Below are 22,598 nucleotides of genomic sequence, written 5' to 3'. Positions count from 1 at the left end.
GAATCACTGTAATCAGCAACAACTTTATTTGAACACGCTATTCAAATTCTCGTTGATATCTTGGCAACATTGACTCGTTGCCAAGTAACCCGCCTTGGTGAATATAAATCACTGTTTTATCTGTATTCTCTTCCAACCAAGGGGTGAGGCATTGCCACATATACGGGTCGTATAACAGGTCAAATTCGAGGTCGGTTTGTTCAAAGAGTGCTTTCCATGTGATGTAATCTTCTTCGTACAAGCGACCAAAATGGTGTTTGTTGCGCACGGTTAAAATGGTTGGGTGGCTGTTTTCATCGAGCTTGTAGAACTGCTCAGCTAAGTAATCTGCATCGCCTACGCAAGGGCAAGTTAGCACTTCAATGCCGTGTGGGCTTAAATGTTTATGAAGATATAAAGCCGTCGTGCCGGTGCCTGATGGTAGGGCGACGGTAAACTGCTCTTTACCTCTTAATCGCGTCCAATCAAGAATTTCTCGTGCTAACTGTTTGATGCCAGCTTCAGCTAGGTGGGAACGTCCGCCCTCTGGAATAAGCAATGTCGACTCATCTAATCTTCGTACCTGGTGGATGTATTCACTAGGGTGGAGTTCGCTACCGATGTCTTGCATGGCGGTGATTTTCATACCCAAATCGAGAGCGCCGCGATAGTTTCCGATGGGGGAGCTTTTTAGCCAAGATGGAATGTGATGAACATAAAACTCAAATGCCCAACCTTTAATCTGGGCGAGAGCCGCTAGCGAGTACATGGCATTGGATTGAGCGGAGCCAAAGCTTATTAACGTGGTGATGTCGGGATTTTGCTCTTCCATTAACGTCATAAACTTACGTGCTTTGTTCCCAGAAAAGTGGGAGTGGAGCATGTCGTCACGTTTAAGGAAAAATTTGCGCCCATTAAAGCTATGTTGGGTGATGGGACTTTCTGAGAGTTTCATGTCGATGCTGACGGAATAAACCGTGTCACCTTTGCCATTTAAAAAGGTGGCACAGTGTACCCGTTATTGAATGAAGATCAAAAGTATCGAGATCTTGTGTTCTACATTTCTTCGTCTTGCGACTCGCCATCAGTTACCTCGGTTGAAAGATCGATAGTAGCCACGCAGCCGTCATTTGGATGTGTATCAATAGTGAATTGCCAGCCATAGCGTCGGCATAAGTCGTCCACAATCATGAGTCCCAAACCATGACCTTCGGCATCTGGTACGGAAGAGAAGCCTTCGCCTTCATCTCTCACCGACAGCGTGGTATCGGTCATGGTGATATGAATCGTTCCCGCTGACGTGGCTGCAATGCCGTTGCGAATTAAGTTACTCAACGTAATGTTGAGTACCGCGGTGGTCGCTTTGGTTTGCGGATGACCCCATATCTGTACATTAAATTCCAACGACTTTTCATCAGCTTGCGCTTGGCTAAGAGCAACGATATTGTGAAGCTCTTGCTCTGAGATAGTTCGGACGGGGCTGTCGTCAGTGTTGCGTTCATATCGAACCAAACCTAACAAAGCATCAACCATGGTCGACATCTGCTGAGTTGCATCTTGAATACGGCCAATCTGACGTTCTTGAAATGACGTACTTGGGCTTCTGGCTAGCAAGCTGCTTGAACCTTTCATCACTGTGAGCGGAGTTCTCAGTTCATGACTGGCATATCGTGCAAAAGCTTGTTCACGTTTAATCACTTGATTGATTTGATGTCGATATTCATTAAGCTGATTTGCGAGCGTTTGGAATTCATTTGCAGAGCCTTCAGGGACAACAAATTTTTGTGTGGTGTCACCTTGATGGCGGTCCAGTTGCGTTTTTAGGGCACTAACAGGTTCAATGAGACGCAGAGAAAGTCTCGATAATAGGCTGCCAAAAATCAAAAGTAACCCGATTACAACCGCAAGCACCATAACGAGAACAAACATGAACTCGTTAGATGTAATTTCTATCTCATCAATCAGAGAGATCAGAATAATAGGATGTTCCTCTCCATCTTGCGTGTAGGTGCTCATGTAAATCATGCGAGTGTCTGGTTCGTCAGCAACTTCAGCGAGAAAGTACTTTTTATCTTGAATGAAGGGTTGATAGAGCTCAGGGACGAGATTGATGTCGTTGTATGCCGTTGTCAGTAAATCGAGTTTGATGATTCCGCTATCAGGATGGTTTCGAAAGTGCTCAATCGCCTCTTTTTTATCGATCATAATACGTCGTTCACCGACGCGATCTTCCGACCATAATAGCGCTCCGCTAACCAATGCGAAGCATAGCAAGCCAATCACAACCGACACTAGAAGGAAGAAGAGTTCAAGGCGTCCGGTTAAGCTTTGTGTATTGTTAAATAAGCGGCGAATCATGCCCCGGGCTCCAATCGGAAGCCGACTTTTGGAATGGTTTTCAAAACGTGCTCTTTGAATGGTTTGTCGAGCTGCCCACGCAATTGATAAATATGGCTACGCAACACATCGTTATTTGGCTCATCTTCTTGCCATAATCGGAAAGCAATCTCCTCACGTGTGACCACTTCTGGCGCGTTTTTCACCAGCATTTCTAGAATCGTGTACGTGGTTGGATTCAACGCCAACAGCTTATCTTGACGGTAGGCTTGATGCGTTTTTTGATCGATAGACACTTCGCCATACTGGAGTTTGGTTGATGCAACCGTACCGCGGTAGCGTTTAATCAATGCAGTCATGCGTGCTTCAAGAATATCGAGATCAAACGGTTTGGTGAGGTAGTCGTCGGCGCCGTGTTGGAAGCCTTTGAGCATGTCGTCTCGGCTATCAAGTGCTGTCAGCATCAACACCGGAGTGTTATTACCTGCATCGCGTAGCTTGTTGCACAGTGTTAGGCCATCCATGCGCGGCAGCATGAGGTCGAGCAAAATGATGTCAAACGCATTATCCATCGCCAGTTTTAAGCCTAGCTCACCGTTGTCGGCATAATCCAGCTGCATGCCAGCACACTCAAAATAATCAAACAACATTCCCGCTATTTCACGATTATCTTCTACCAAAAGTACACGCTTCATTTATTCTTATCCAATCTCGATAAATTCGAATGTTGATCTTAACGAACATTATTCACTATAGGTGTGAAAAAGTTGTCGACGATGATTTTCTCACCTTTGTGTCGGTTTTCAATGTCTAGCTTGAATACCGTCTTATTATCCAAGTAAATCTACGATCTTTTGTTCATATCTATCAATTTCTCTTGATGTATAAATGGGGTGGATTATTTGATTCTGTTAACTCTATATAAAACATGAAGATACTAAATTATTTATGTGACCTTGAGCACGTTGTTAGTAATTACTGATTTTTACTGACTCACTCATAGAAAAAGTTCTTACTTCTCTTAAGTCCCTTTTTTAATTATGGTTATTGCTTTTAAATACAAACGCTTAGATTCTCCTTTTTGAGATAATTCAATTAAATCAATGGCTTCATGTATAAGCGAAAACCTGCATTATTTTATTTTTATTAATAAAACTTCATTTTCTGTTCTTGCTCTGTTCGTAAATGAAAGCCTTCCATTAACTTTACTTGTTTAAAATCCATGATCCTTCCAATGCTTAATGCCAGATAAAAATCAATTTGTGAGGCGATCATGTTTAACAGTATACGCACTCGAATTGCTGTCAGTGCGGGTGGGGCAATGGCCTTCACTCTATTGATTGCAATGGGTATGACAACCAATGCGTTCACGCAAGTGAATGAACAAATCACTACAAAAGTAAAATCTCAACTGACCGAAGCCACCACGACCGACCTGAGCAATACGGCGATTCAGCAAGGGCTGAATATTTCCAACCAGTTAGAGCCAGTGTTGGCGAACTTAAAGCAAGCGCGTTCAATTATCGAATTAAGCGCAGAGACGGCCGCAACGCCAGACATTATTGTTAAACAGTTTATTGCGTCGCTAGAAGCTCAGAACAAAGCTGTGTTTGCTGGTTACATGGTATGGGAAAAGCCATCGTGGGTTGAGCCAACGATTCAAGACAAAAGCCTTGGCTTTAATAGCGAAGGCTACTTAGCGCCATTCTTTTCGCCAAATTCGCACAACAGTTTTGATGTCGTGGCGATGGATAGCTTTAGCAATACTGAATTAAACAACAACGGTGAGCGTAAAGACGATTGGCACTTGATGCCTTACGAAACGGGCAAAACGTTCGTGATGGAACCGTACATGTATCCGGTTCGCGGCAAACAAGAACTGATCACGACCATTAGCCAACCAATCAAGTTACGTGGCGAGATCATTGGTTCTCTCGGTTTTGATTTGTCATTGAACGAGTTACAAAGCCAAAGTGAAGATTACGCGAGCGATTTATTTGATGGACAAGGCCGTATTCTGATTTCTTCGTGGAAAGGCATCACGCTGGCGAACAGCAGCCAAGCGGATCAAGTGGGTAAGAAAGTCTCTCATGAGTTGGCGTCTCAATGGGCGCGTATTCAATCCATTGCGAAACAAAAAGGCGCAGGCCTTGTGACGTTTGGCGGGGATGAGTATGCGATTACTGCAATTGAAACCAGCGATGCGCCTTGGATCGTTATGGTGTCGGTTCCCAGTAGCTTCCTTAAAAAGAACGTGGATGACTACGAGCGATGGAGTGAAGAACAAAGTGCAGAAGCTCTTGAAAAGGGAGTGTGGGCAGGGATTATTGCGGCTCTGATTGGTATTGTTGCGATGACGATGATCGCGACCTCGTTGGGTAAAGTGTTAACTAACTTAGTGGAGCGTTTTAAAGACGCAGCGCAAGGCGAGGGCGACCTAACTTACCGCATTGAGGTGAAAGGTAAGGACGAAACTGCCCAACTGGCGCACTGGTTTAATACCTTCCTCGCTCGCATTCAGGAAATGCTTTTAACCGTAATGGCGACGGCAGACCAAGTTGATAAAAACGCAAGTGAAGGCCAAGCTCGCGCGGCGGCTTCGAGAGATCAACTGAACGTTCAAGTGAACGAAGTCAACTCGCTAGCAACGGCGATTAATGAGATGAGCGCAACCGCACAAGAAGTGGCAAATTCTGCGGTACAAGCAGCAGCGGCGGCAAGCCAAGTTCAAAGCAATAGTGCGAATGGCATGTCGCGTATGGACAATGCTGCAAGCGCGGTGGATAACCTCGCTTCGCAAGTGAATGATGCACAGCACCAGACGCAGAATTTGGTGGCTTCAAGCACGGCGATTCAGGGTATTCTGAGTGAGATTGGTGGCATTGCCGATCAAACCAACTTGTTGGCTCTGAACGCTGCGATTGAAGCTGCGCGTGCTGGTGAAGCGGGTCGTGGTTTTGCTGTGGTAGCCGATGAAGTCCGCAACCTTGCAACGCGGACACAAGGCTCGACAGAAGAAATTCGTGCAATGTTGGCTCGTTTGGAGCAAGAAACGCAATCAATAGTCGTGTTAATGGAGCAAAGCCAGAAGCAAGCGGTGGATACCAAAGAAGAAACACAAGCAGCGCAGTTGGCGTTGGCCGAAATAAACCAAGCTATTGAAGTGATTAATGATATGAATAATCAGATCGCTTCAGCGGCAGAAGAGCAAAGTTCGGTGTCGGAAGAGATCAACCGTAATGTGGTTGTGATTAATGATACGGCGATGGAAGTGATGGATAGCATGTCATCTTCTGTAGCGATCAGTAACGAACTGACAGTAAAAGCCAGTGATCTTCACGGCGAGTTGAGTAAGTTCAAGTTGTCTTAATCAAGTAAGTGAGAGAGTTTAACCCGACTTAAAACGTTTACTGATCACAAAACAAAGGGCTCCAGAGTTGTCTTTGGAGCCCTTTTTCATGCTTGTTTTAACTATGAAGCGGGATTGGCTTGCTATGCACCTTCCGCTTTTAAGCGTTCGATTTCTGATTCCGTTTGCCACTTGCCGTTGTAAAGGTATTCTTGCTCTGGGAGCGGGGCTTTCGAAGCCCTAAAATCAAAGACCTCATCGGTTTGATATTCTTTACTACAAACCGGAATACTAAAGAGCCTTGATTCTGGCTTTGCTTCAAACAACTTTTTATGGTCATCGACCTCGGTACAGTTCAGTTTGTAGACCTTTGACAGTTGCGCGACCATGGATTCTAAATCCGCTTCAGTTTTAAAGAAAACATAACAATCTGCTCTATCTTGTGAGCGAAAGATAGTCTTATGAGCAGTATCTCGATATCTGCATATGTCATGCTTAAAATAGAACTGGAGCACTTTCCTTTTCTTGTTGTAGTCCGCAAAAAGCCAATCTTCTCGTTCGCTCACTTTAACTTCTGTTCGTTCATCAGGCTGGCGTTTTAACATACCAAATGAAAGCAAAATGAAGGCACCTGCTCCAGCTAATGCCATCGGACCAACCAGTGCTACCATAATCACACACACCACTGCACCTATCCAGCCAACAGCTTGCGTAGCGGTATTTACCCATTTAGGCATATTGCGACGCTTTTTCATCACAAAGCCTTTGCTAGAAAAAATATAGTCATAGCGATAATCGAGGCCAAACAAAAGGTAGCTGAGTCCGTACCCCATTATTAGTACACCAACAGCAACATACCCCATCAGAGGGTCTTGGCCTAAGGTATACCAAAACAAGAAAAGAACCACTGACATGATGGCAATTGGAACTAAGCTGTCAAATATATATGCAAAACGATTCGCTTCCTCGATATCATATTTACGCCATGTTGTTAAATTGTCTCCTGAGAGGATCTCTTGCTCTTGCGCCTCTTGATAAACCGCCAACTCTTCTGGGGTGATATAAAATGGTGAATATGCCAAGGGTTACTCCTGAAAACCTAATGTACCAACAGCGGGTGTGAGTGATTTTTTAATGATGTTTTGTTTGGTATTGTCTGAAATCACGCTATGAGTTGCACTCTGTTTTACGCTATTTTGGAACCAATACTCACGCTTTGATGGGGCATCATCTTCCATATCATACGCTACTTGCATGGCAAGGTATTGATCGGTCTCTTTAATCGGCAACGTTACCTTATACACCAGTAACTCTTTGCTAGCTTGGCTCTGCGTTTCTAGCGTGACTAAATCTGCGTTTTGATGCCAAGAACCTGACGTCAAATCATCTTCTGTTGCCTTGGTGTTGGTACGCACTGTAACACCATTCGTTGCAGCACGACGTGGCAGCTGAATATGCACTTCCAAGCCAACTAACTCACGATGTGTATAGCCTGGATAAGCCTGAATTTTTTCAATCGGCTGATGGTATACCGTTGGCTGTTGAATAATAGATTGTAAGTCAAACAGTGCTTGCTGCACCAATGCTGAATTGTGCTTCTCTCTTTCGGGCAAACTTGCAGATTGGCTCCACTGAGTACGACTCGGGTGATAACCCCAAGGCAGTTTATCTAACCATTTTTGGAAGTCATCTTGTTTCAGTTTGTTGAGTTTATAATTGATGGCTAGGTATGCTAACGTGAGAACAGCTAAAACTGCGGTAACAGGTCCACCAAAGGTTAAGTTTAGTGTTAATTTCCCTGTAAATCCTCCGTACGCTTGGATTATACCGACTATCGACATGCCGGTTAATGCAGCAGCATTAGCTACATGCAGATATTTTTCTTGACCATAAGCGTCATCAGCACTCTGCCAAGAACGATATGCCTCAATACCCGCAGCCAACGCTCCTAAAGCCCCTGTAATCGCGAGCCATTTATTAAATACTTTTAAGTCATCAAGAATCAGGTTTTCAAAGCCTTTTGTATTTCGTTCTACTAACTTTTTAAGAGTTTTTAGCGAGTGCTCTCTGAGTTCGTCATTTCCCTTAACTTTATCCCATAACTTCCCTGTTCGAATGCCCGTCCAAGCACCGGCCGTGTAAAACAGCTTTTGTTGAATATCTAAGAAATCATCTTGTGACATTAACCCTGTTTCTTGAATACTGTTCATTGCATCAGCAAGTGCGAGGCAGTTGAAAATCAGAGCTAAGAAGCCTAGACCGCCTACATTTTCAAACCGTTTATTAAGGTTTTTTAATCTGTTATCCCATATGTCTTTACGCATTTGAATTGTTGCCTCAAGTACGTCATCTGGAAGCTCTACGTACTGTGGGTATTCAAACGTCGCAACGGCTAAGCTTTTTTGAAGGTGCCGCTGTTGCTGGAGAGCCTTCTTATACTGCGTGTTTGATATAGTTTTATCACCCTTGTTGAAGGCTGCTAAAACTTCCTTGTTTTGGTTGGATGCGATAAGTTTTTTATCATGATTGGATTTCCAAGAACCAAAATTTTGTGCGTAGCCTTTGTTGACATTGAGCGGAGTATCTATCGATAAACGTTCTACAACGGCAGCTCTTATGTAAAAACTTGTTCGGGTGAGCGGTTTTGACAATAGAGATATCATTAAGATAGACGCTTGGGCTGTAAGGCTAACACCAACCTCTATTGCCCCCTTCAGTAAAGCACTGTTAGTCGCTTTGAATATGGTATCTAGCCCATCGAATCCTTTTGCTATATCTCTTAAAAACTCGGTTTCTGCAGTATTTGGGTTAGAAATAAAGTCCATTACTTTTGCATACATACCCACACGGTTACTTGCTGCCGAAACGTAGTCCATAAACTGTTTGTCTGAGCTTTCAGTGTCTGGAACAATTTTGGCGACGTCTACTTCACCTACCTGATTTGAAACTTGTTCAGGAATTAATTTCTCCACTTGTTTAAAGAGACTACGACTAAACCCGGAAGTGTAGAGTGCGAGTAAACTGGTTGGTTTCTCCCATTGGCTTTCAGCCCATTGGCGGTCTTCTTCTTGCATCACCAGAGTAAATGACTCAACGGCTTGCTTGTGCAGTTGATACAAGCTGTACTGCGTGTCTTCGCTGTATAGGTCGAAGGTTCTCTCGAGATGATGGGGCGTTAAGGACTCCATGACTGCTATAAAGTCTCGTTTTACTGAGACAACTTCGGCAAGCATGGTCTCTTTTTGTTCTGACAGCTCTTGCATTTCACTCAGCATTTGCTTCCAGTTGAGCTGCTTGCGCCAGCGTTCAGTCGCTATCCATTGTTCGTATTTACCAAATCGACTCGCAGAAATTCGATATTTGTCCTGTATTGCTTTGGCAATGTCACTTTGGGTATGTTGGTGTGATTCAATCGCTCCAGCGGAAAATTTAGCGGGATAGCCTGATTGAACTGAACTTTTGTTTTGTTCTGCCAAATCGAGTTGACTAGATGAGTCATAATATTCTGCCATGTCGGTATAAAACGACAGCTCTTCACTGTTACGCTTAACGCTAGCTGGCATGTCTATCTCGTCACTTGCCCCGAACATGCACAGTTGCATGGCAGTTTGCATCAAGCTCCACTGGTTCGAAAACTGGTCAGTGAAAAGACGGTAAGGGCTTGCAGCACCAACAAAATGCAGCGACATGTCTTGAATGTCTGCGGCGTAATCTTTTATCGCGACGAAGTAGCCCGATTCTTCTTCTGGAATCGCAGAGGTTAAGTCACTCTCGGCTGCGACAGGTTTAAAGACGGAACCATCTTCATCAGCTTTGGTAGCGATGCCAGAATCTGCAAAACGCCCATCATCAACGGCAGAAGATTCAATATCAGCCACTTGAGTTAACTTATCGATTGGTGCAATGTTGTGCTGATTCTCGTTTGCAGACAGAACAACAGTCTGCATGCGATCGATATGATTACTTGGATTGTTAAGGACGCGCATGAACATGTTCCATGTCCAACGGTGTTCAGAGTAACAAATCGACAGCACGCTCCCATCTTCGTAAGTAAGAAAAGGTTTTGCCCCTTCTGGTGTCCCACGCTGTTCGGATTCTGGGCTTTCCGACTCTCCCAGCTTGTAGAGCGTGAATTGCGTTCCTTTGATTTCGTATTCGTCTAGGCTTTTATTGATTGCATCATAGACATACAACCAACCATCACGAAGCTGACGCAGGGTGTAGCCAACGGTATTGAGTTTGGCTGGGCCTTGGCCTTTCCATTCTTCAGGCAAACCAAAAGATTGTGTTTCTTCCGTTTCTAGCTGATCGATGGCGTAGCGAACAGGGATGAAGTGTGCCGGTAAAGCCTCTGTTGGTTCTTTCTCGTTTTTTAAATTGAGAGGTTCTGGTTCTGACGGCGGTGGCGGATCGATTTTTTTTGTTTCTCCCTCCCAAAACATACTGCGCTCTGGGGGTGAGCCAGCAAGATCATCGGATTCCGTGGTTGGAACGATATTCAGCGATTTCAGCGTACCATCGCTTTCAAATGCCTGAACGGCCTCCTCATAGGTATAGCTGTTGTCATACCAGAACATAGAAGTTTTTGGTGGAAGTGGATTACTCATCGTTAGCCCATGTTTAAGAGTTTTACTCTATTACGCAAATATCGCACCAAAATAAAGTAATTAAAAATCAATGAGTTAGTTTTGTATTGTTTTGATTCAATCAAATAATTGTTTGTTTTTCCAATAAGTTGGTTGGTGTTTACCATTTTTTGTATTGATTGAATCAAAGTTTGAGTTGTGAGTGATACCTCAATGAACCGACAAAACAAAAGGGCTCCAGAGTTAMCTCTGGAGCCCTTTCTAGTATTTAAGTGCTAAAGAATTAACGACGCTTTGGTTTACGTTGACCAGCTGGTTTGCCTTGTCCTTGTGGGCGACCTTGACCTTGCGGCTTGCTACCTGCCGGGCGGTTTGCACCGTTGCCGCTAGGACGTTGGCCGTTGCTTGCAGGGCGTTGACCACCTTTTGCTTTGTCAGAGCCGTTACGGTTGCCAGATGGTTTACCATCTTTTGAACCGCCTTCAGAGCGTTTGTTCAAATGACCACCAAAGCCCGGTTGGTTTTTGGTATGTTTCGTAGCAAAGCGGTTTGCCCCGTGACGACCAGATTTACGACGTTGTGCAGGTGTTTGTGCTTCAATGTCTTCCGCAGGAACGAGACAGCCTTGTTTGTCACCAATCAGATGTTTTTTACCCATGCTGATTAGGGCTTCACGGATCATTGGCCAGTTTGCTGGATCGTGGTAACGCAACAGCGCTTTATGTAGGCGACGTTGACGCTCACCTTTTGCTACAGGTACATCTTCACGTTTTTTATACTTCACTCGTTTCAGAGGGTTTGTCTCTGAGTAGTACATCGACGTTGCGTTACACATTGGCGAAGGGTAGAAGTTTTGTACTTGGTCACACTCGAAGTTGTTTTTCTTCAGCCACAGAGCAAGGTTCAGCATGTCTTCGTCTTCTGTGCCTGGGTGCGCAGAGATAAAGTAAGGGATTAAGTACTGCTTCTTACCCGCTTCTGCGCTGTACTTCTCGAACATCTCTTTAAAGCGATCATACGTGCCCATGCCAGGTTTCATCATCAGATCAAGAGGGCCTTTCTCTGTATGTTCCGGTGCAATCTTCAAGTAACCACCTACGTGATGAGTTACGAGCTCTTTCACGTATTCTGGTGATTCAATCGCAAGGTCGTAACGTACGCCAGATGCGACCATCACTTTCTTCACGCCTTCAACTTTACGCGCTTCGCGGTATAAATCGATCGTGTGTTTGTGGTCTGTATTTAACTTGTTACAGATGCCCGGGAATACACAGGATGGACGACGACAGTTCGCTTCCGCTTTTGGATCTTTACAGCCCAGACGGTACATGTTTGCAGTCGGCCCACCAAGATCGGAAATTGTGCCGGTAAAGCCCGGAACTTTGTCGCGAATTTCTTCAATCTCGTTAATGATTGACTCTTTCGAGCGGTTTTGAATGATTCGGCCTTCGTGCTCGGTAATCGAACAGAAAGAACAGCCACCAAAACAACCACGCATGATGTTCACAGACGTTTTGATCATGTCATACGCTGGAATTTTCGCTTTGCCGTACATAGGATGAGGAACACGCGCGTAAGGCAAGCCAAACACAAAGTCCATCTCTTCGGTTGTCAATGGGATTGGGGCTTGGTTTACCCAAAGTTCACGATCACCATGGCTTTGAAGTAACGCTCGGCCAGAGTACGGGTTTGTTTCTAAATGCAATACACGACTTGCATGAGCATAAAGAATGCGATCGTTTCTTAGTTTTTCAAACGAAGGTAAGCGAACCGCAGTTGTTGCAGCATCGTGGCGTGATGGGCGAATCGTGATTGGTTGTGCAACTGGCTCATCTTTTTTAGTTTCACACTGAGTTTCTACTTCGTATGGGTTCTTTGGTACGAACGCTTCTTTACGAGGTTTTTCAATGCGAGAAGAATCGATAACCGTGTAGCCTTCTGGCGCGGCTGGCAAGTTCACGGCAGTACCACGAATATTGGTCATGGTGCTGATGTCTTCACCATTTGCGATGCGATGCGCCACTTCTACAAGTGCGCGTTCTGCGTTACCGAAAAGTAGGATGTCTGCTTTTGCATCAAACAGTACCGAACGGCGAACTTTGTCTGACCAGTAATCGTAGTGCGCAACACGGCGTAGGCTGGCTTCGATACCACCTAAAACAATAGGCACTTCTTTATAGGCTTCACGACAACGCTGAGAGTAAACCAAAGTCGCGCGGTCTGGGCGTTTGCCACCTTCGTTGTTTGGTGTGTACGCGTCATCGTGACGAAGTTTTTTATCCGCGGTGTAACGGTTGATCATGGAGTCCATGTTACCCGCAGTGATCCCGAAGAACAGATTTGGCTTACCAAGCTGCATGAACGCATCTTTGTTTTGCCATTCTGGTTGAGCAATGATACCGACACGGAAACCCTGCGCTTCTAGCAGACGGCCAATGATAGCCATACCAAAGCTTGGGTGATCTACGTAAGCGTCACCGGTTACGATGATAATGTCACAGCTATCCCATCCTAGGGCGTCCATTTCTTTGCGACTGGTCGGCAAGAAAGGTGCCGTACCAAAACACTCTGCCCAGTATTTTTTGTACTCATGAATAGGAGTGATGTTATTGGTCATATTTTGCTCTCTGTTCCAGGGAGCGCGAATTATAGCGATTTGAGGATCAGGTATCTATACCAAACTCATCTATTCAAGCTTAGTTCATCGAGTTTTATTTGGTTTGCAAAAATATCAAGGCTATATCGGCGATTTTATGTCTAATATCACCTTGAAAGCCTCATGGTTATAGGTCGAGTCGTGAAAAAATGTCGCAATGTTAATACAACCAATAAGCAATGGTGTGCTTATTAAAAACAACGCCTATAATCAAATTAATGCATAGGAAAATGCAAAAAGCCGAACAAGCTCTGAAAAGGTTCTAAGTCGATTGGCTTACGTTGCCAGAATCTATTTTACAAGAGGATCAGCAGGTCCCAAATGGAATAAGGCACGTTGACTACGAACCTTGAGCATGAGGCTAATTAAAAAGGGGGCTAGGGAATGAGTGACTCAACAACAATAGCGCATGAAAAAGTGCAACCGACATCCAATCCGACTCCAGTGATTGAATGGTCTTACAAGATTGATACTCGCGAGTTCGAATGCGACCAGCTAGGAATGGCAAATGCTTTTGGGTTAAATACGCCAGTCACCTGCTTAGATGATTTATTTGAGCACATGCTGATGGGGCAACAGGAAACACTAAGACAACGAATTTTAGAAGTGGAGCTCCTAGGTGGGCAAGGTCGTTTTTCTTGTTGCATGATGCTTAATGAAGCTCGCTTAATACATGTCACAATTAGCTTTGAAAAGCTCAATGAGCGTATTGTTCAAGGCTCTATCATCCCGCAATTGACGATCACTGGCTGCGAAGAGTTAGCGAAAATTCTCGAAACGATTTTTGATTTACCGAATGTAGGGGTTTTAGTCGCGGACGAAGACACCCGAATCTTGGGTTGTAACCGCGCCTTTGAATTGCAAATGGGTTATCAAAACCGTGATTTGGTTGGACTTAAAACCTATATCTTTAGCACATCTCACCATAGTCAGGCGTTTTACGACCAACTCTGGCAACATATTGATGATGAAGGATACTGGAGCGGTAATTTATTGAGTAGAACTGCAAATGGTAGTAATCAGGCACATCATCTTTGTATCTATCGGCTAACGTTTCATTCTGGACGGATTCTTTATCTCGGCTTCTCTACTGACATTTCGGCTTCCTTGTTGTGGATGAAAAATCGCTGTGAACAACCACATGATTGGTCAGCGTTTTTGCCTTCTAGAGAAGAGTTCGAACTGCAATTAGCTAATTTGGCGAACGAAAGTGGGAGTAAAGAACTCAATATCGTCATGACTCTCAGACCAAATTTTTCTGAAAAATGCTTACTTGAACAGCAATTAGGCTTCGCCGATTTTATTATGCGAAGCCGCTACACCAGTATAGCGGGTCAACTTTCTAGGGATGTGTTTGTTGTCTGTTTACAAACTCCTCACTGTCAATGGCTAAGTCCTTTACGTTTGATTCAAATTGCGATGAAAGGGTTCTTCACTGAGCTTAGGAATGAAATGGGAACAAAAATGCATACCACTATCGTCGAGGGACAAACGGGTGTGTCAATCCTCGGCTATGATACTAACAGGCCAAAGCAAGCGTTAGCGCATGCAGCCCAGGCGATGTTGTCCTCACTTTCTGGAGAAGGTGGCTATTTTAATTTTTATAATAGTGAGCTTCATTCTGAGTTAGTAAAACGCCAGCATTTAGAGGCGTTTTTGGAAGCGCAAATAGACAGTGGGCTGGTGGATGTTCATTTTCAACCAATAATTGACAGCCGAACTGGTAAAGTCGTTAAGTTCGAGGCCTTAGCGCGCTTTTATCATGAAAGTGATGCCTATAGCACTCAAGAGATGATTACTGTTATTGAAGATTTAGAGTTGATTGCGGCTCTGGATGATGAGGTTTGTCAAGCCGCGCTCAAACACTTTCCGCGCTTGCAAGACATATATGGCGAGGAAATAGGGTTAACCATCAATCGCTCACTGAATACTAAATTGGATTCGCTCCAGGTTCTTCAGCGTTCGCATGACCTAATTAAAGCCAGTGGTGTCGATCCTAAACGAGTCACGATTGAGCTGACGGAAACAGCGTATTTTGAGCAAGACGAAGAGCATACGCAAGCGCTAGAGCAAGTGCGCAAAGAGGGCATTAAAATTGCGATTGATGACTTCGGTACAGGGTATTCTTCTTTTTCTTACCTAGAGAAAGGGCAGTTTGATTTACTGAAAATCGACCGAAAATTCGTTAAGAACATTCAGCATGGCAATACCAGTTATAATATTGTCAAAATGGTCACTGATCTTGCTCAGCAAATGAATGTAAAAGTGGTTGCCGAGGGCGTGGAGTCAGAACAGGAGCTTCAAACATTGGCTGAAATAGGTGTTGATTACATGCAAGGCTTTTTGTTCTCTCGTGCTCGGCCTGTCGATTTGATGGAGAAAGCGGAAAGTTACGAACATTTGTTTTCGGGTGTTGCTGTCAAACCAAAACAAGATGATGTATTGCAATCACTGAGCCATGAAGAGGTCAGGCACCTTGATCCCGGGGAGCCATTATCGTTGGCGGTGGAATATATGAATTTAAGTCCAAGTTCGCCGTTGGTTGTCATTAACGAAAAGCGCTGTGTTGGCTTAGTTACCAAAGAGCAAGTTAACTTACACCTAACGCCTTCCATGGGGACAGAATTAGAGACTGAGCGAGAAAATTGGATTTGGAAACGCCCGGTGAACCAGATAATGAGCACGGAGTTTGTGCTCGTCAATGCGCACTTATCTGTCGCTGCTATTCGAGAGCTAATCAAAACAGGCATTCGCTTCCCGTGGGTTTTATGTGATGAAAAAGAAGAATACAGAGGCGTGTTAACTCAAGAAGATGCGTTGAAGTATCTCGCTTCTTGTTGAATAAAAAGTCTCGCTGTTCTAGTACATTTGGGGATAGACTTTCGGTGGTTTGACGATAGGTGATTTGCTATTATCGCACCCCAAAATGACTTTTGAGCGTGCATTTAACATGATTCAACAATTGCTGGTTACTTTTCCTCCGATGCTATTTGGCGCGCAAGCGCTACTGACTTTACTTCTCATCAAGGGCGATATTTGTCCGGGTCAGAGAGGCCGTCTTCATAAAATGTTGCCAGCAGTGGCGTTATTGTGGCTTGCGGTTGCTTCTCTTCGTATTGAAGCATTTATGATCGTGTTCGCTATTTTCTATTTCTACTCTCAGGTTCAAACCAAGAAAACGCGTGAAAAAGGCCCTCTTTGGGCGATGCATTTAGCGAATGGTTTGGCTTTTGCGTATGTAAGTATTCAAGCATTTGAACAGCCAAACTGGCCTGCGTCTATTGCGATGGCAATAATGATATTTTTCCTTGGGGCGTCATTTTCTCAATTGCTTCTGACTATCGCTCGTAGCAGATTGCAGGCATTTCACCGCATTTTGCCAGTTACGGGCATTGTGTCTGGAATGCTGCTGGTAATCGCAACGCTATTTGCTTCTTACCAGTTAAATGAAGCGACATTGAGCGCCGCAACACAACCAATTTTATTATCTTTAGCCATGCTAGTTTCTTCAATCATTGTTTGGTGCTGGCATATCTTCACACATAAAAAACCAGAAAAGGTTCAACTGAGCGTCGCCCTGTTGCTCGCGCTCGCGTCAATGACGAGCCTACAAGGTTTATTCTCTCTGGCGGCTTAATCTCGAGTCGAGAAACAGATCAATACTGCTTGTACTCAAGTCCTTTCTAGGTTGCTTGAATATAAGGCACTCACGTTTTGGATCGCGCTCACTTTAAATTCACGTGATTACGTCTACGCTTGTTTATATACCTTGTCGAAGAGGAGAGTCGCGATGGATTTAAGCAATGTAGGTAATTTGGACAGCATTATTTTGCTAGGTATCGTCAATGAGAAGCTACGTTTAGAGTGCGACAGTTTTGACGAGTTAGTATCGGTGTATGAAATGGATGTAGAGTCCGTTGTAGGCAAGCTTGATATGCTTGGTTATCAGTACGATCCATTAACCAACCAATTTAAAGCATATCAACGCTAAACCTTCCTTAATCCATATCCCTAAGCCATCTTGATTCCGTCAAGGTGGCTTTTACATTGTAGCCTTGCGGTTGCGAAAAAGGCTTGTAAGTAACGTTTATCTTTCTCTGAGTGACGCGTTGCAGCAAATAAGCGACGCCATAAGCCTTGGCCAAAAGGTTTACTGGTAATAAGGCCTTGGCGAGAAAATTCAGAAATCGCCCAATTTGGCAGTGCTGCAACCCCTAATCCAGCGGAGACCATTTGCACTAACATCAGAGTATTGTCGGCTTGCTTCCATTTGGCGGGTTCTACCCCCGCTGGCTGCAAGAAGTGTTTTACGACGTCTAGCCTTTGTTTTTGAACCGGATAAGAGAGCATGGTTTGATCTGCGAGATCTTGCGGATCAATAACTTCTTTTTCCGCCAGTGGGTGGTTGGTCGCGGTAATTAAGCGCATTTCAAAGTCGAACAAAGGTTCATAATGTACTTCAGAACGAGGTTGAATATCCGACGTGATAACGAGATCTAACTCGCCAGCCAACAATGCGGGTAGGGGCTCAAACCCAAAGCCGGACGAAAAATCCAACGTGACGCTTGGCCACGCCAATTGATACTCCCTAAGAGCAGGCATGAGCCATTGGAAACATGAGTGACATTCAATCGCCATATGCAACCGACCATTGACGTCTTCTTTCAAGCTTGCCAAATCATTTTCTGCTCTTGCGAGTTTGGGAAGAATATCTTCTGCAAGACGCAATAGGATTTCTCCCTCTGAAGTGAACTTCACCGGACGAGTTTTTCTAAGGAATAATTGTCCCCCAATCCGCGACTCTAAATCTTTGATCTGGTGAGACAAGGCCGATTGAGTGAGATGCAACGCGGTCGCGGTCGCGGTTAGAGAGCCGGTGTCTCGAAGCGAAGTGAGTGTCCGCAAATGTTTTAGCTCTATCATGAATTCCTTTCATCCTTTGTTGCTCGCTATGAACAGAATAGCAATCGTATAAATAACTTAACGACAAAAAATGGATATGTAAACGTCTAGACGTCTGTTTGTTGTGTTTATTTGCGAATCATGCCGCCTCATGATGAATTTTTATAATAAATAAGTTGAATAAATGGACGTTGTTCAAACCGCAGATGAGAGCGATAGTTTAGCCATCCAGACATCTTTTATGACGAAAGATACTCTGACCCAAACAAATTAAACAAGATTGAAAGAGGAATAGGGACATGGCTACAACAACGCACGTACTAGGTTATCCACGCATCGGTGAAAAACGAGAATTAAAATTCGCTCAGGAAAAATACTGGCGCGGAGAAATTGATCAAGCAGAGCTTAAAAAGGTTGGGGAAGATCTGCGCGCTAAAAACTGGCAAACACAAGCAGATGCTGGCTTGAGTTTTACCACCGCTGGCGATTTCGCTTGGTACGATCATGTACTGACGACCACGTTGTTACTGGGTCACGTGCCAAAACGTCACGCAGAAGGTTTCCCTGATTTGGATACGCTATTCAAAGTGGGTCGCGGTCAATCTCAAGCTGGTTGCGGCTGTGCGGGCGCTGCAGCATCGGATATGACTAAATGGTTCAACACAAACTACCACTACATCGTACCTGAATTCAGCAAGGACGATACATTTGAAGTGAGTTGGCCTCAACTGTTTGAAGAAGTCAACGAAGCAACCCAAGCTGGGCATAAAGTGAAGCCAGTTTTGCTTGGCCCAGTCAGTTATCTTTACTTAGGTAAAGAGGTAGAAGAAGGGTTCGATCGCCTGACGCTACTGCCACGATTGCTTACGGCTTACCAAGCTATTTTGGCAAAGCTCGCGAGTCAAGGTGTTGAGTGGGTTCAGATTGATGAGCCAATTTTGTCACTAGAGCTTGAAAGTCAGTGGGCTGATGCGTTCAAGCTAGCGTACCAAGTGATTCGAAGCGATGTAAAAGTGCTGCTAACGACGTACTTTGACTCTATAAGCGATACGCTAGACAAAATTGTAAAGCTACCAGTGGATGGTTTACATATCGATTTATCTGCCGCGCCTCAGCAGCTTGACGACGTGGTTGCCAAACTACCGGAGGGTTGGGTGCTGTCTGCTGGCGTGGTCAACGGTCGTAACGTGTGGCGCTCGGATTTGAGTGCGCAACTTGAACGCCTACAGCCAGTAAAAGAAAAACTGGGCGACAACCTTTGGGTGGCGAGCTCATGCTCTTTGCTACATAGCCCGGTTGATCTGGAACTGGAAACAGAACTCAGTGAGGAAGTGAAAAGCTGGTTTGCGTTCGCAAAACAAAAAGTAACAGAAGTCGCCTTGCTTGGCCGCGCACTCGATGGTGATCAAGATGCGATTCTCGCTTGTGATACCTACAGCCAGCCAATCAAAGCACGTAAAACGGCAACGCATGTGAATAAGCCACAAGTTCAAGCACGTTTAAACAGTATTACTGCGTCACTTGCCGAGCGCAGCGCACCTTACGCGGAGCGTGCTGCGCATCAATCTGAAGTATTGGGCTTGCCTCTGTTGCCAACCACGACAATCGGTTCTTTCCCTCAAACGGGTGAAATTCGTGTTCAGCGCAGTGCTTATCGCACTGGCCAGTTATCTGAGTCCGACTATATCCAAGCACTAAAAGGACATATTGCGGATGCCGTAAAACGTCAAGAAGCCCTTGACCTAGATGTGCTTGTGCATGGTGAAGCAGAACGTAACGACATGGTGGAATACTTCGCGGAGAACTTGGCGGGCTTCCAAACGACGAAATTTGGTTGGGTACAGAGTTATGGCTCTCGCTGTGTGAAACCAGCCATTGTGGTTGCCGACATTGAGCGTGAAAAGCCGATTACGGTGGAATGGTCGACGTACGCACAATCGCTAACCAGCAAGCAGATGAAAGGTATGCTGACGGGCCCGGTAACGATTTTATGTTGGACATTCCCGCGTGAAGACATTACTCGTCAAGAAATCGCCCAGCAACTGGCACTGGCACTGCGTGATGAGGTTTCTGATCTGCAAGATGCAGGCATCAATATCATTCAAATCGATGAGCCTGCGATTCGTGAAGGTCTGCCGTTGAAAAAGCGCGATCACAAAGCGTATTTAGAATGGGCGGTGGATGCATTTAAGATCTCGGCAGCGGGTGCAAAACCAGAGACTCAGATTCACACTCACATGTGTTACAGCGAGTTCAATGAAATCATCGATTCAGTCGCGGCGCTCGATGCGGATGTGATTACCATTGAAACGTCACGCTCAAATATGGAACTGCTTAAAGCGTTTGAAGAGTTCAATTACCCGAATGAAATCGGTCCAGGTGTTTATGACATTCACTCACCAAACATTCCGACGGAAGAGTGGATTGAAGGCTTAATCAAGAAAGCGGCAGAAAAGATTCCGGTACAACGTTTGTGGGTGAACCCAGACTGTGGTCTGAAAACACGTAACTGGGCAGAGACGGAAGCGGCATTGGCGAACCTCGTGTCAGCGGCGAAGAAACTTCGTGCTGAGCTTGCGTAAGGCACCTTTTTAGCAAATAAAAACGGAGACCGTGGTCTCCGTTTTTCTATTCTTAGCCGTTCATTTTCGTCGTTATACTATCCCGCAATAGCGGATGAATTGCTCGTATCGAAAACAACGCACTCACTGTGACTATTTCATTTGAGTACAAGTTTGCGCGGAAACCAACTCATCTGCCATCAACTGACCGCGAGAGTTACGCACTTTAATACGGTACATTAAGCCCATATCAATTTGCTTACGAATTTCCGGGTTACTGCAATAGGTGTAGATACTGGTATTCAGTACTTGATTTAACGGCTTTGCACCGAGTGCGTCATCGTTATAAATCATCATCATTTCAACAACATTTTTGTTGGATGAGACACGCATTATCTGCAGTGGACCGTATTCCAAAGGGAGACCTGCGGACAAGACTCCCGCTCGGTTTGATGCCAATAGCTCAAGCTGGCGTTGATTATCATCGGTAGATGAACAGCCCGCTAACGCACCAAATGCCAAGAAAAGACACAGTAATTTTTTCATAAATTAAAACACTTTTTTGAACGGTTTCACGATTACATTATCGTAAACACCAGCCGCTACGTAAGGATCGGCTTCTGCCCACGCTTTAGCGTCTTCTAGAGAGGCGAACTCAGCGATGACAGTCGAGCCCGTAAATCCAGCTTCTCCTGGGTTGTCAGAGTCTATCGCAGGCATAGGGCCAGCAGTAAGAAGGCGACCTTCGTCTTGAAGCTTTTGTAAGCGCTCCAAGTGTTGCGGGCGAACGCTCATGCGTTTTTCCAGCGAGTTCTCGACGTCCTGAGAAAAGATGACATACCACATAGCATAGTTCCTTAATTGGTAGGGTAAAGTGTTAATTTAACGCCTTTTTTGTGTCTATCACAAGTGAACAACAGAAAATGTGAGATCCTTTCTAACAGTTAGCGCTGTAGGTTGACTAATTCTGAACCGGGCGTGGTTTGCCTTCACTGTCAATGGCTACGTAGTTGAAAGTCGCATCACAAACCATGAAGCGCTCGCCGACACCGTGTGCTTTTACCGGCTTGACCCATACTTCCAGATCGACACTCATTGAGGTGCGACCAATCTTAGTGCATTCGCCATAGCAGCAAACGACATCGCCAACACCTACAGGCTTCTTGAAGGTAATGCTGGACACTGAAACGGTAACAACGCGACCAGAAGAGATCTCTTTGGCCAGAATCGCACCTGCTAGGTCGAGCTGAGACATAATCCAACCACCAAAAATATCGCCATTGGCATTAGTATCGGCAGGCATTGCAAGGGTACGAAGCAGCAGTTGACCTCTCGGAGAGCTAATTTCTTGACTCATTGTGACATCCTAAATCTTAAAGGCGCTCAAACTAAGCGCCAACATAGTAAATACCTAGAACCAAAGGTCCTTAAAAAAAACGCAGACACCGGACCAGAGAAAGTTGGTTTACAGCAGCAAGAATGGTCTGAATCCGGTATGTCGTTTGATCGGTTTAGTGATACATGGAGCAAAACAGCGACCCGAAGGTCGCTGCAAAGTGCGCGGATTATAGCAAAACTGAGTTTTTAATCATCAGTCGACACATCGGATGAGTTATTTTTTTGTTCTTTTGGCATGTGTTTGTAAATGTAGAAGCCAGTCGCAATCATGTAGGCAAATGTCGCAATCAACATTCCGAATACTTTGAAGTTGACCCAAACATCCAGTGGTAGCTCGTAAGCGATATAAATGTTCAGACCAGCAAAGAATGAGAAGAAGCCGACCCAAGCCCAGTTGATCTTCGCCCAAATAGCATCAGGTAGTGAAATTTCTTTGCCCAACATGCCTTTAATGGCCGATTTCCCCATTGCGTGACTCGCTGCTAAACCGATAGCTAGAATCACATAAATGATGGTGACTTTCCATTTTATGAAATTGTCGTCGTGGAAGAAAAGGGTCATGCTGCCAAATATCGTCACGATAACGAACGTAATTAGCTGCATTTTCTCGACTTTTTTATACAGAGCATAGGTGACGACAAGCTGAATTGCCGTTGCAACGATCAGCGCTCCTGTTGCTGCGTAGATGTCGTACATCTTGTACAAAGCGAAGAAGACGATGAGTGGGATAAAATCTAGGATTTGCTTCATGGTGGCAAAATCTACCTAATTAGTGAATTGAAGACAGTCTAACGGAATCTGACAAGATGTGAATACCGTCAAGGTTAGAG

At 44.8% G+C, this 22,598-nt stretch carries 16 protein-coding genes; 5 read left to right on the top strand and 11 right to left on the bottom strand.

All coding sequences use genetic code 11. The features are described 5' to 3' along the window. Window positions 1-37 precede the first annotated feature (37 nt). From R2S67_RS08200 to R2S67_RS08190, 3 genes are all read right to left on the bottom strand, one after another. On the bottom strand, window positions 38-934 hold the full coding sequence (locus R2S67_RS08200) for a 1-aminocyclopropane-1-carboxylate deaminase/D-cysteine desulfhydrase (RefSeq protein ID WP_317343188.1): 897 nt from the start codon (window positions 932-934) through the stop codon (window positions 38-40). Between the two features lie 101 nt (window positions 935-1,035). Continuing rightward, on the bottom strand, window positions 1,036-2,337 hold the full coding sequence (locus R2S67_RS08195) for a HAMP domain-containing sensor histidine kinase (protein WP_317343187.1): 1,302 nt from the start codon (window positions 2,335-2,337) through the stop codon (window positions 1,036-1,038). Next, the gene (locus R2S67_RS08190; RefSeq protein WP_048625732.1) at window positions 2,334-3,011 is read right to left on the bottom strand and encodes a response regulator transcription factor; all 678 of its coding nucleotides are present in this window, start codon (window positions 3,009-3,011) and stop codon (window positions 2,334-2,336) included. The genes R2S67_RS08195 and R2S67_RS08190 overlap by 4 nt, the downstream gene beginning before the upstream one ends. A gap of 578 nt (window positions 3,012-3,589) precedes the next feature. Between R2S67_RS08190 and R2S67_RS08185 the strand changes: the two genes are divergently transcribed. Beyond that, window positions 3,590-5,686, top strand: coding sequence for a methyl-accepting chemotaxis protein (locus R2S67_RS08185; protein ID WP_317343185.1), 2,097 nt, complete (start codon window positions 3,590-3,592; stop codon window positions 5,684-5,686). Window positions 5,687-5,808: 122 nt separating this feature from the next. Here R2S67_RS08185 and R2S67_RS08180 read toward each other — a convergent pair whose 3' ends face one another. The 3 genes from R2S67_RS08180 to R2S67_RS08170 all read right to left on the bottom strand — a co-directional run bounded on the left by R2S67_RS08180 (window position 5,809) and on the right by R2S67_RS08170 (window position 12,868). Next, window positions 5,809-6,747 carry a hypothetical protein gene (locus R2S67_RS08180; protein ID WP_317343183.1) on the bottom strand — a complete coding sequence of 313 codons (939 nt, stop codon included), beginning with the start codon at window positions 6,745-6,747 and terminating at the stop codon, window positions 5,809-5,811. A gap of 3 nt (window positions 6,748-6,750) precedes the next feature. Continuing rightward, window positions 6,751-10,272, bottom strand: a complete 3,522-nt coding sequence (locus tag R2S67_RS08175; RefSeq protein WP_317343182.1) for a T6SS effector BTH_I2691 family protein — start codon at window positions 10,270-10,272, stop codon at window positions 6,751-6,753. Window positions 10,273-10,534: 262 nt separating this feature from the next. Continuing rightward, a complete protein-coding gene (locus R2S67_RS08170; protein ID WP_048625729.1) occupies window positions 10,535-12,868 on the bottom strand; it encodes a YgiQ family radical SAM protein in 2,334 nt (777 codons plus the stop codon). Window positions 12,869-13,291: 423 nt separating this feature from the next. Between R2S67_RS08170 and R2S67_RS08165 the strand changes: the two genes are divergently transcribed. From R2S67_RS08165 to R2S67_RS08155, 3 genes are all read left to right on the top strand, one after another. Then, window positions 13,292-15,748, top strand: a complete 2,457-nt coding sequence (locus tag R2S67_RS08165) for an EAL domain-containing protein (RefSeq protein ID WP_164666463.1) — start codon at window positions 13,292-13,294, stop codon at window positions 15,746-15,748. An 85-nt stretch (window positions 15,749-15,833) separates the two neighbouring features. After that, complete coding sequence (locus R2S67_RS08160) at window positions 15,834-16,544, top strand: hypothetical protein (RefSeq protein ID WP_317343181.1); 711 nt, start codon at window positions 15,834-15,836, stop codon at window positions 16,542-16,544. A gap of 153 nt (window positions 16,545-16,697) precedes the next feature. After that, window positions 16,698-16,898, top strand: a complete 201-nt coding sequence (locus tag R2S67_RS08155; protein ID WP_005392843.1) for a DUF4250 domain-containing protein — start codon at window positions 16,698-16,700, stop codon at window positions 16,896-16,898. Window positions 16,899-16,918: 20 nt separating this feature from the next. Here the strand turns inward: R2S67_RS08155 and metR are convergent, their stop codons facing one another. Further along, a complete protein-coding gene (gene metR, locus R2S67_RS08150) occupies window positions 16,919-17,830 on the bottom strand; it encodes an HTH-type transcriptional regulator MetR (RefSeq protein WP_256965501.1) in 912 nt (303 codons plus the stop codon). 278 nt (window positions 17,831-18,108) lie between these two features. Between metR and metE the strand changes: the two genes are divergently transcribed. Then, the gene (metE, locus tag R2S67_RS08145) at window positions 18,109-20,391 is read left to right on the top strand and encodes a 5-methyltetrahydropteroyltriglutamate--homocysteine S-methyltransferase (protein ID WP_317343180.1); all 2,283 of its coding nucleotides are present in this window, start codon (window positions 18,109-18,111) and stop codon (window positions 20,389-20,391) included. Between the two features lie 132 nt (window positions 20,392-20,523). Here metE and gspS2 read toward each other — a convergent pair whose 3' ends face one another. The 4 genes from gspS2 to R2S67_RS08125 all read right to left on the bottom strand — a co-directional run bounded on the left by gspS2 (window position 20,524) and on the right by R2S67_RS08125 (window position 22,518). Further along, the gene (gspS2, locus tag R2S67_RS08140) at window positions 20,524-20,916 is read right to left on the bottom strand and encodes a GspS/AspS pilotin family protein (protein ID WP_005392846.1); all 393 of its coding nucleotides are present in this window, start codon (window positions 20,914-20,916) and stop codon (window positions 20,524-20,526) included. Window positions 20,917-20,919: 3 nt separating this feature from the next. Next, entirely contained in the window at window positions 20,920-21,216 is a 297-nt protein-coding gene (locus R2S67_RS08135) for a YciI family protein (protein ID WP_005392847.1), read from the bottom strand. Window positions 21,217-21,331: 115 nt separating this feature from the next. Next, window positions 21,332-21,727: an acyl-CoA thioester hydrolase YciA gene (gene yciA, locus R2S67_RS08130; protein ID WP_005392848.1), complete on the bottom strand. Its 396-nt coding sequence runs from the start codon at window positions 21,725-21,727 to the stop codon at window positions 21,332-21,334. 227 nt (window positions 21,728-21,954) lie between these two features. Next, the gene (locus tag R2S67_RS08125) at window positions 21,955-22,518 is read right to left on the bottom strand and encodes a septation protein A (protein ID WP_005392849.1); all 564 of its coding nucleotides are present in this window, start codon (window positions 22,516-22,518) and stop codon (window positions 21,955-21,957) included. Window positions 22,519-22,598 lie beyond the last annotated feature (80 nt).

Source organism: Vibrio sp. T13N (assembly GCF_032970445.1).
In the GTDB taxonomy this organism is placed as follows: Bacteria; Pseudomonadota; Gammaproteobacteria; order Enterobacterales; family Vibrionaceae; genus Vibrio; species Vibrio diabolicus.
The sequence above is the reverse complement of the archived record's forward strand: the minus strand, read 5'-3'. Positions and strand labels throughout refer to the sequence as shown.

Coding starts and splice junctions, on each gene's coding strand:
- R2S67_RS08195 (WP_317343187.1), bottom strand. CDS start 2,337: ATGATTCGCCGCTTATTTAACAATACACAAAGCTTAACCGGACGCCTT.
- R2S67_RS08200 (WP_317343188.1), bottom strand. CDS start 934: ATGAAACTCTCAGAAAGTCCCATCACCCAACATAGCTTTAATGGGCGC.
- R2S67_RS08175 (WP_317343182.1), bottom strand. CDS start 10,272: ATGAGTAATCCACTTCCACCAAAAACTTCTATGTTCTGGTATGACAAC.
- R2S67_RS08165 (WP_164666463.1), top strand. CDS start 13,292: ATGAGTGACTCAACAACAATAGCGCATGAAAAAGTGCAACCGACATCC.
- metE (WP_317343180.1), top strand. CDS start 18,109: ATGGCTACAACAACGCACGTACTAGGTTATCCACGCATCGGTGAAAAA.
- R2S67_RS08185 (WP_317343185.1), top strand. CDS start 3,590: ATGTTTAACAGTATACGCACTCGAATTGCTGTCAGTGCGGGTGGGGCA.
- R2S67_RS08190 (WP_048625732.1), bottom strand. CDS start 3,011: ATGAAGCGTGTACTTTTGGTAGAAGATAATCGTGAAATAGCGGGAATG.
- R2S67_RS08135 (WP_005392847.1), bottom strand. CDS start 21,216: ATGTGGTATGTCATCTTTTCTCAGGACGTCGAGAACTCGCTGGAAAAA.
- R2S67_RS08125 (WP_005392849.1), bottom strand. CDS start 22,518: ATGAAGCAAATCCTAGATTTTATCCCACTCATCGTCTTCTTCGCTTTG.
- R2S67_RS08160 (WP_317343181.1), top strand. CDS start 15,834: ATGACTTTTGAGCGTGCATTTAACATGATTCAACAATTGCTGGTTACT.
- R2S67_RS08170 (WP_048625729.1), bottom strand. CDS start 12,868: ATGACCAATAACATCACTCCTATTCATGAGTACAAAAAATACTGGGCA.
- yciA (WP_005392848.1), bottom strand. CDS start 21,727: ATGAGTCAAGAAATTAGCTCTCCGAGAGGTCAACTGCTGCTTCGTACC.
- R2S67_RS08155 (WP_005392843.1), top strand. CDS start 16,698: ATGGATTTAAGCAATGTAGGTAATTTGGACAGCATTATTTTGCTAGGT.
- metR (WP_256965501.1), bottom strand. CDS start 17,830: ATGATAGAGCTAAAACATTTGCGGACACTCACTTCGCTTCGAGACACC.
- gspS2 (WP_005392846.1), bottom strand. CDS start 20,916: ATGAAAAAATTACTGTGTCTTTTCTTGGCATTTGGTGCGTTAGCGGGC.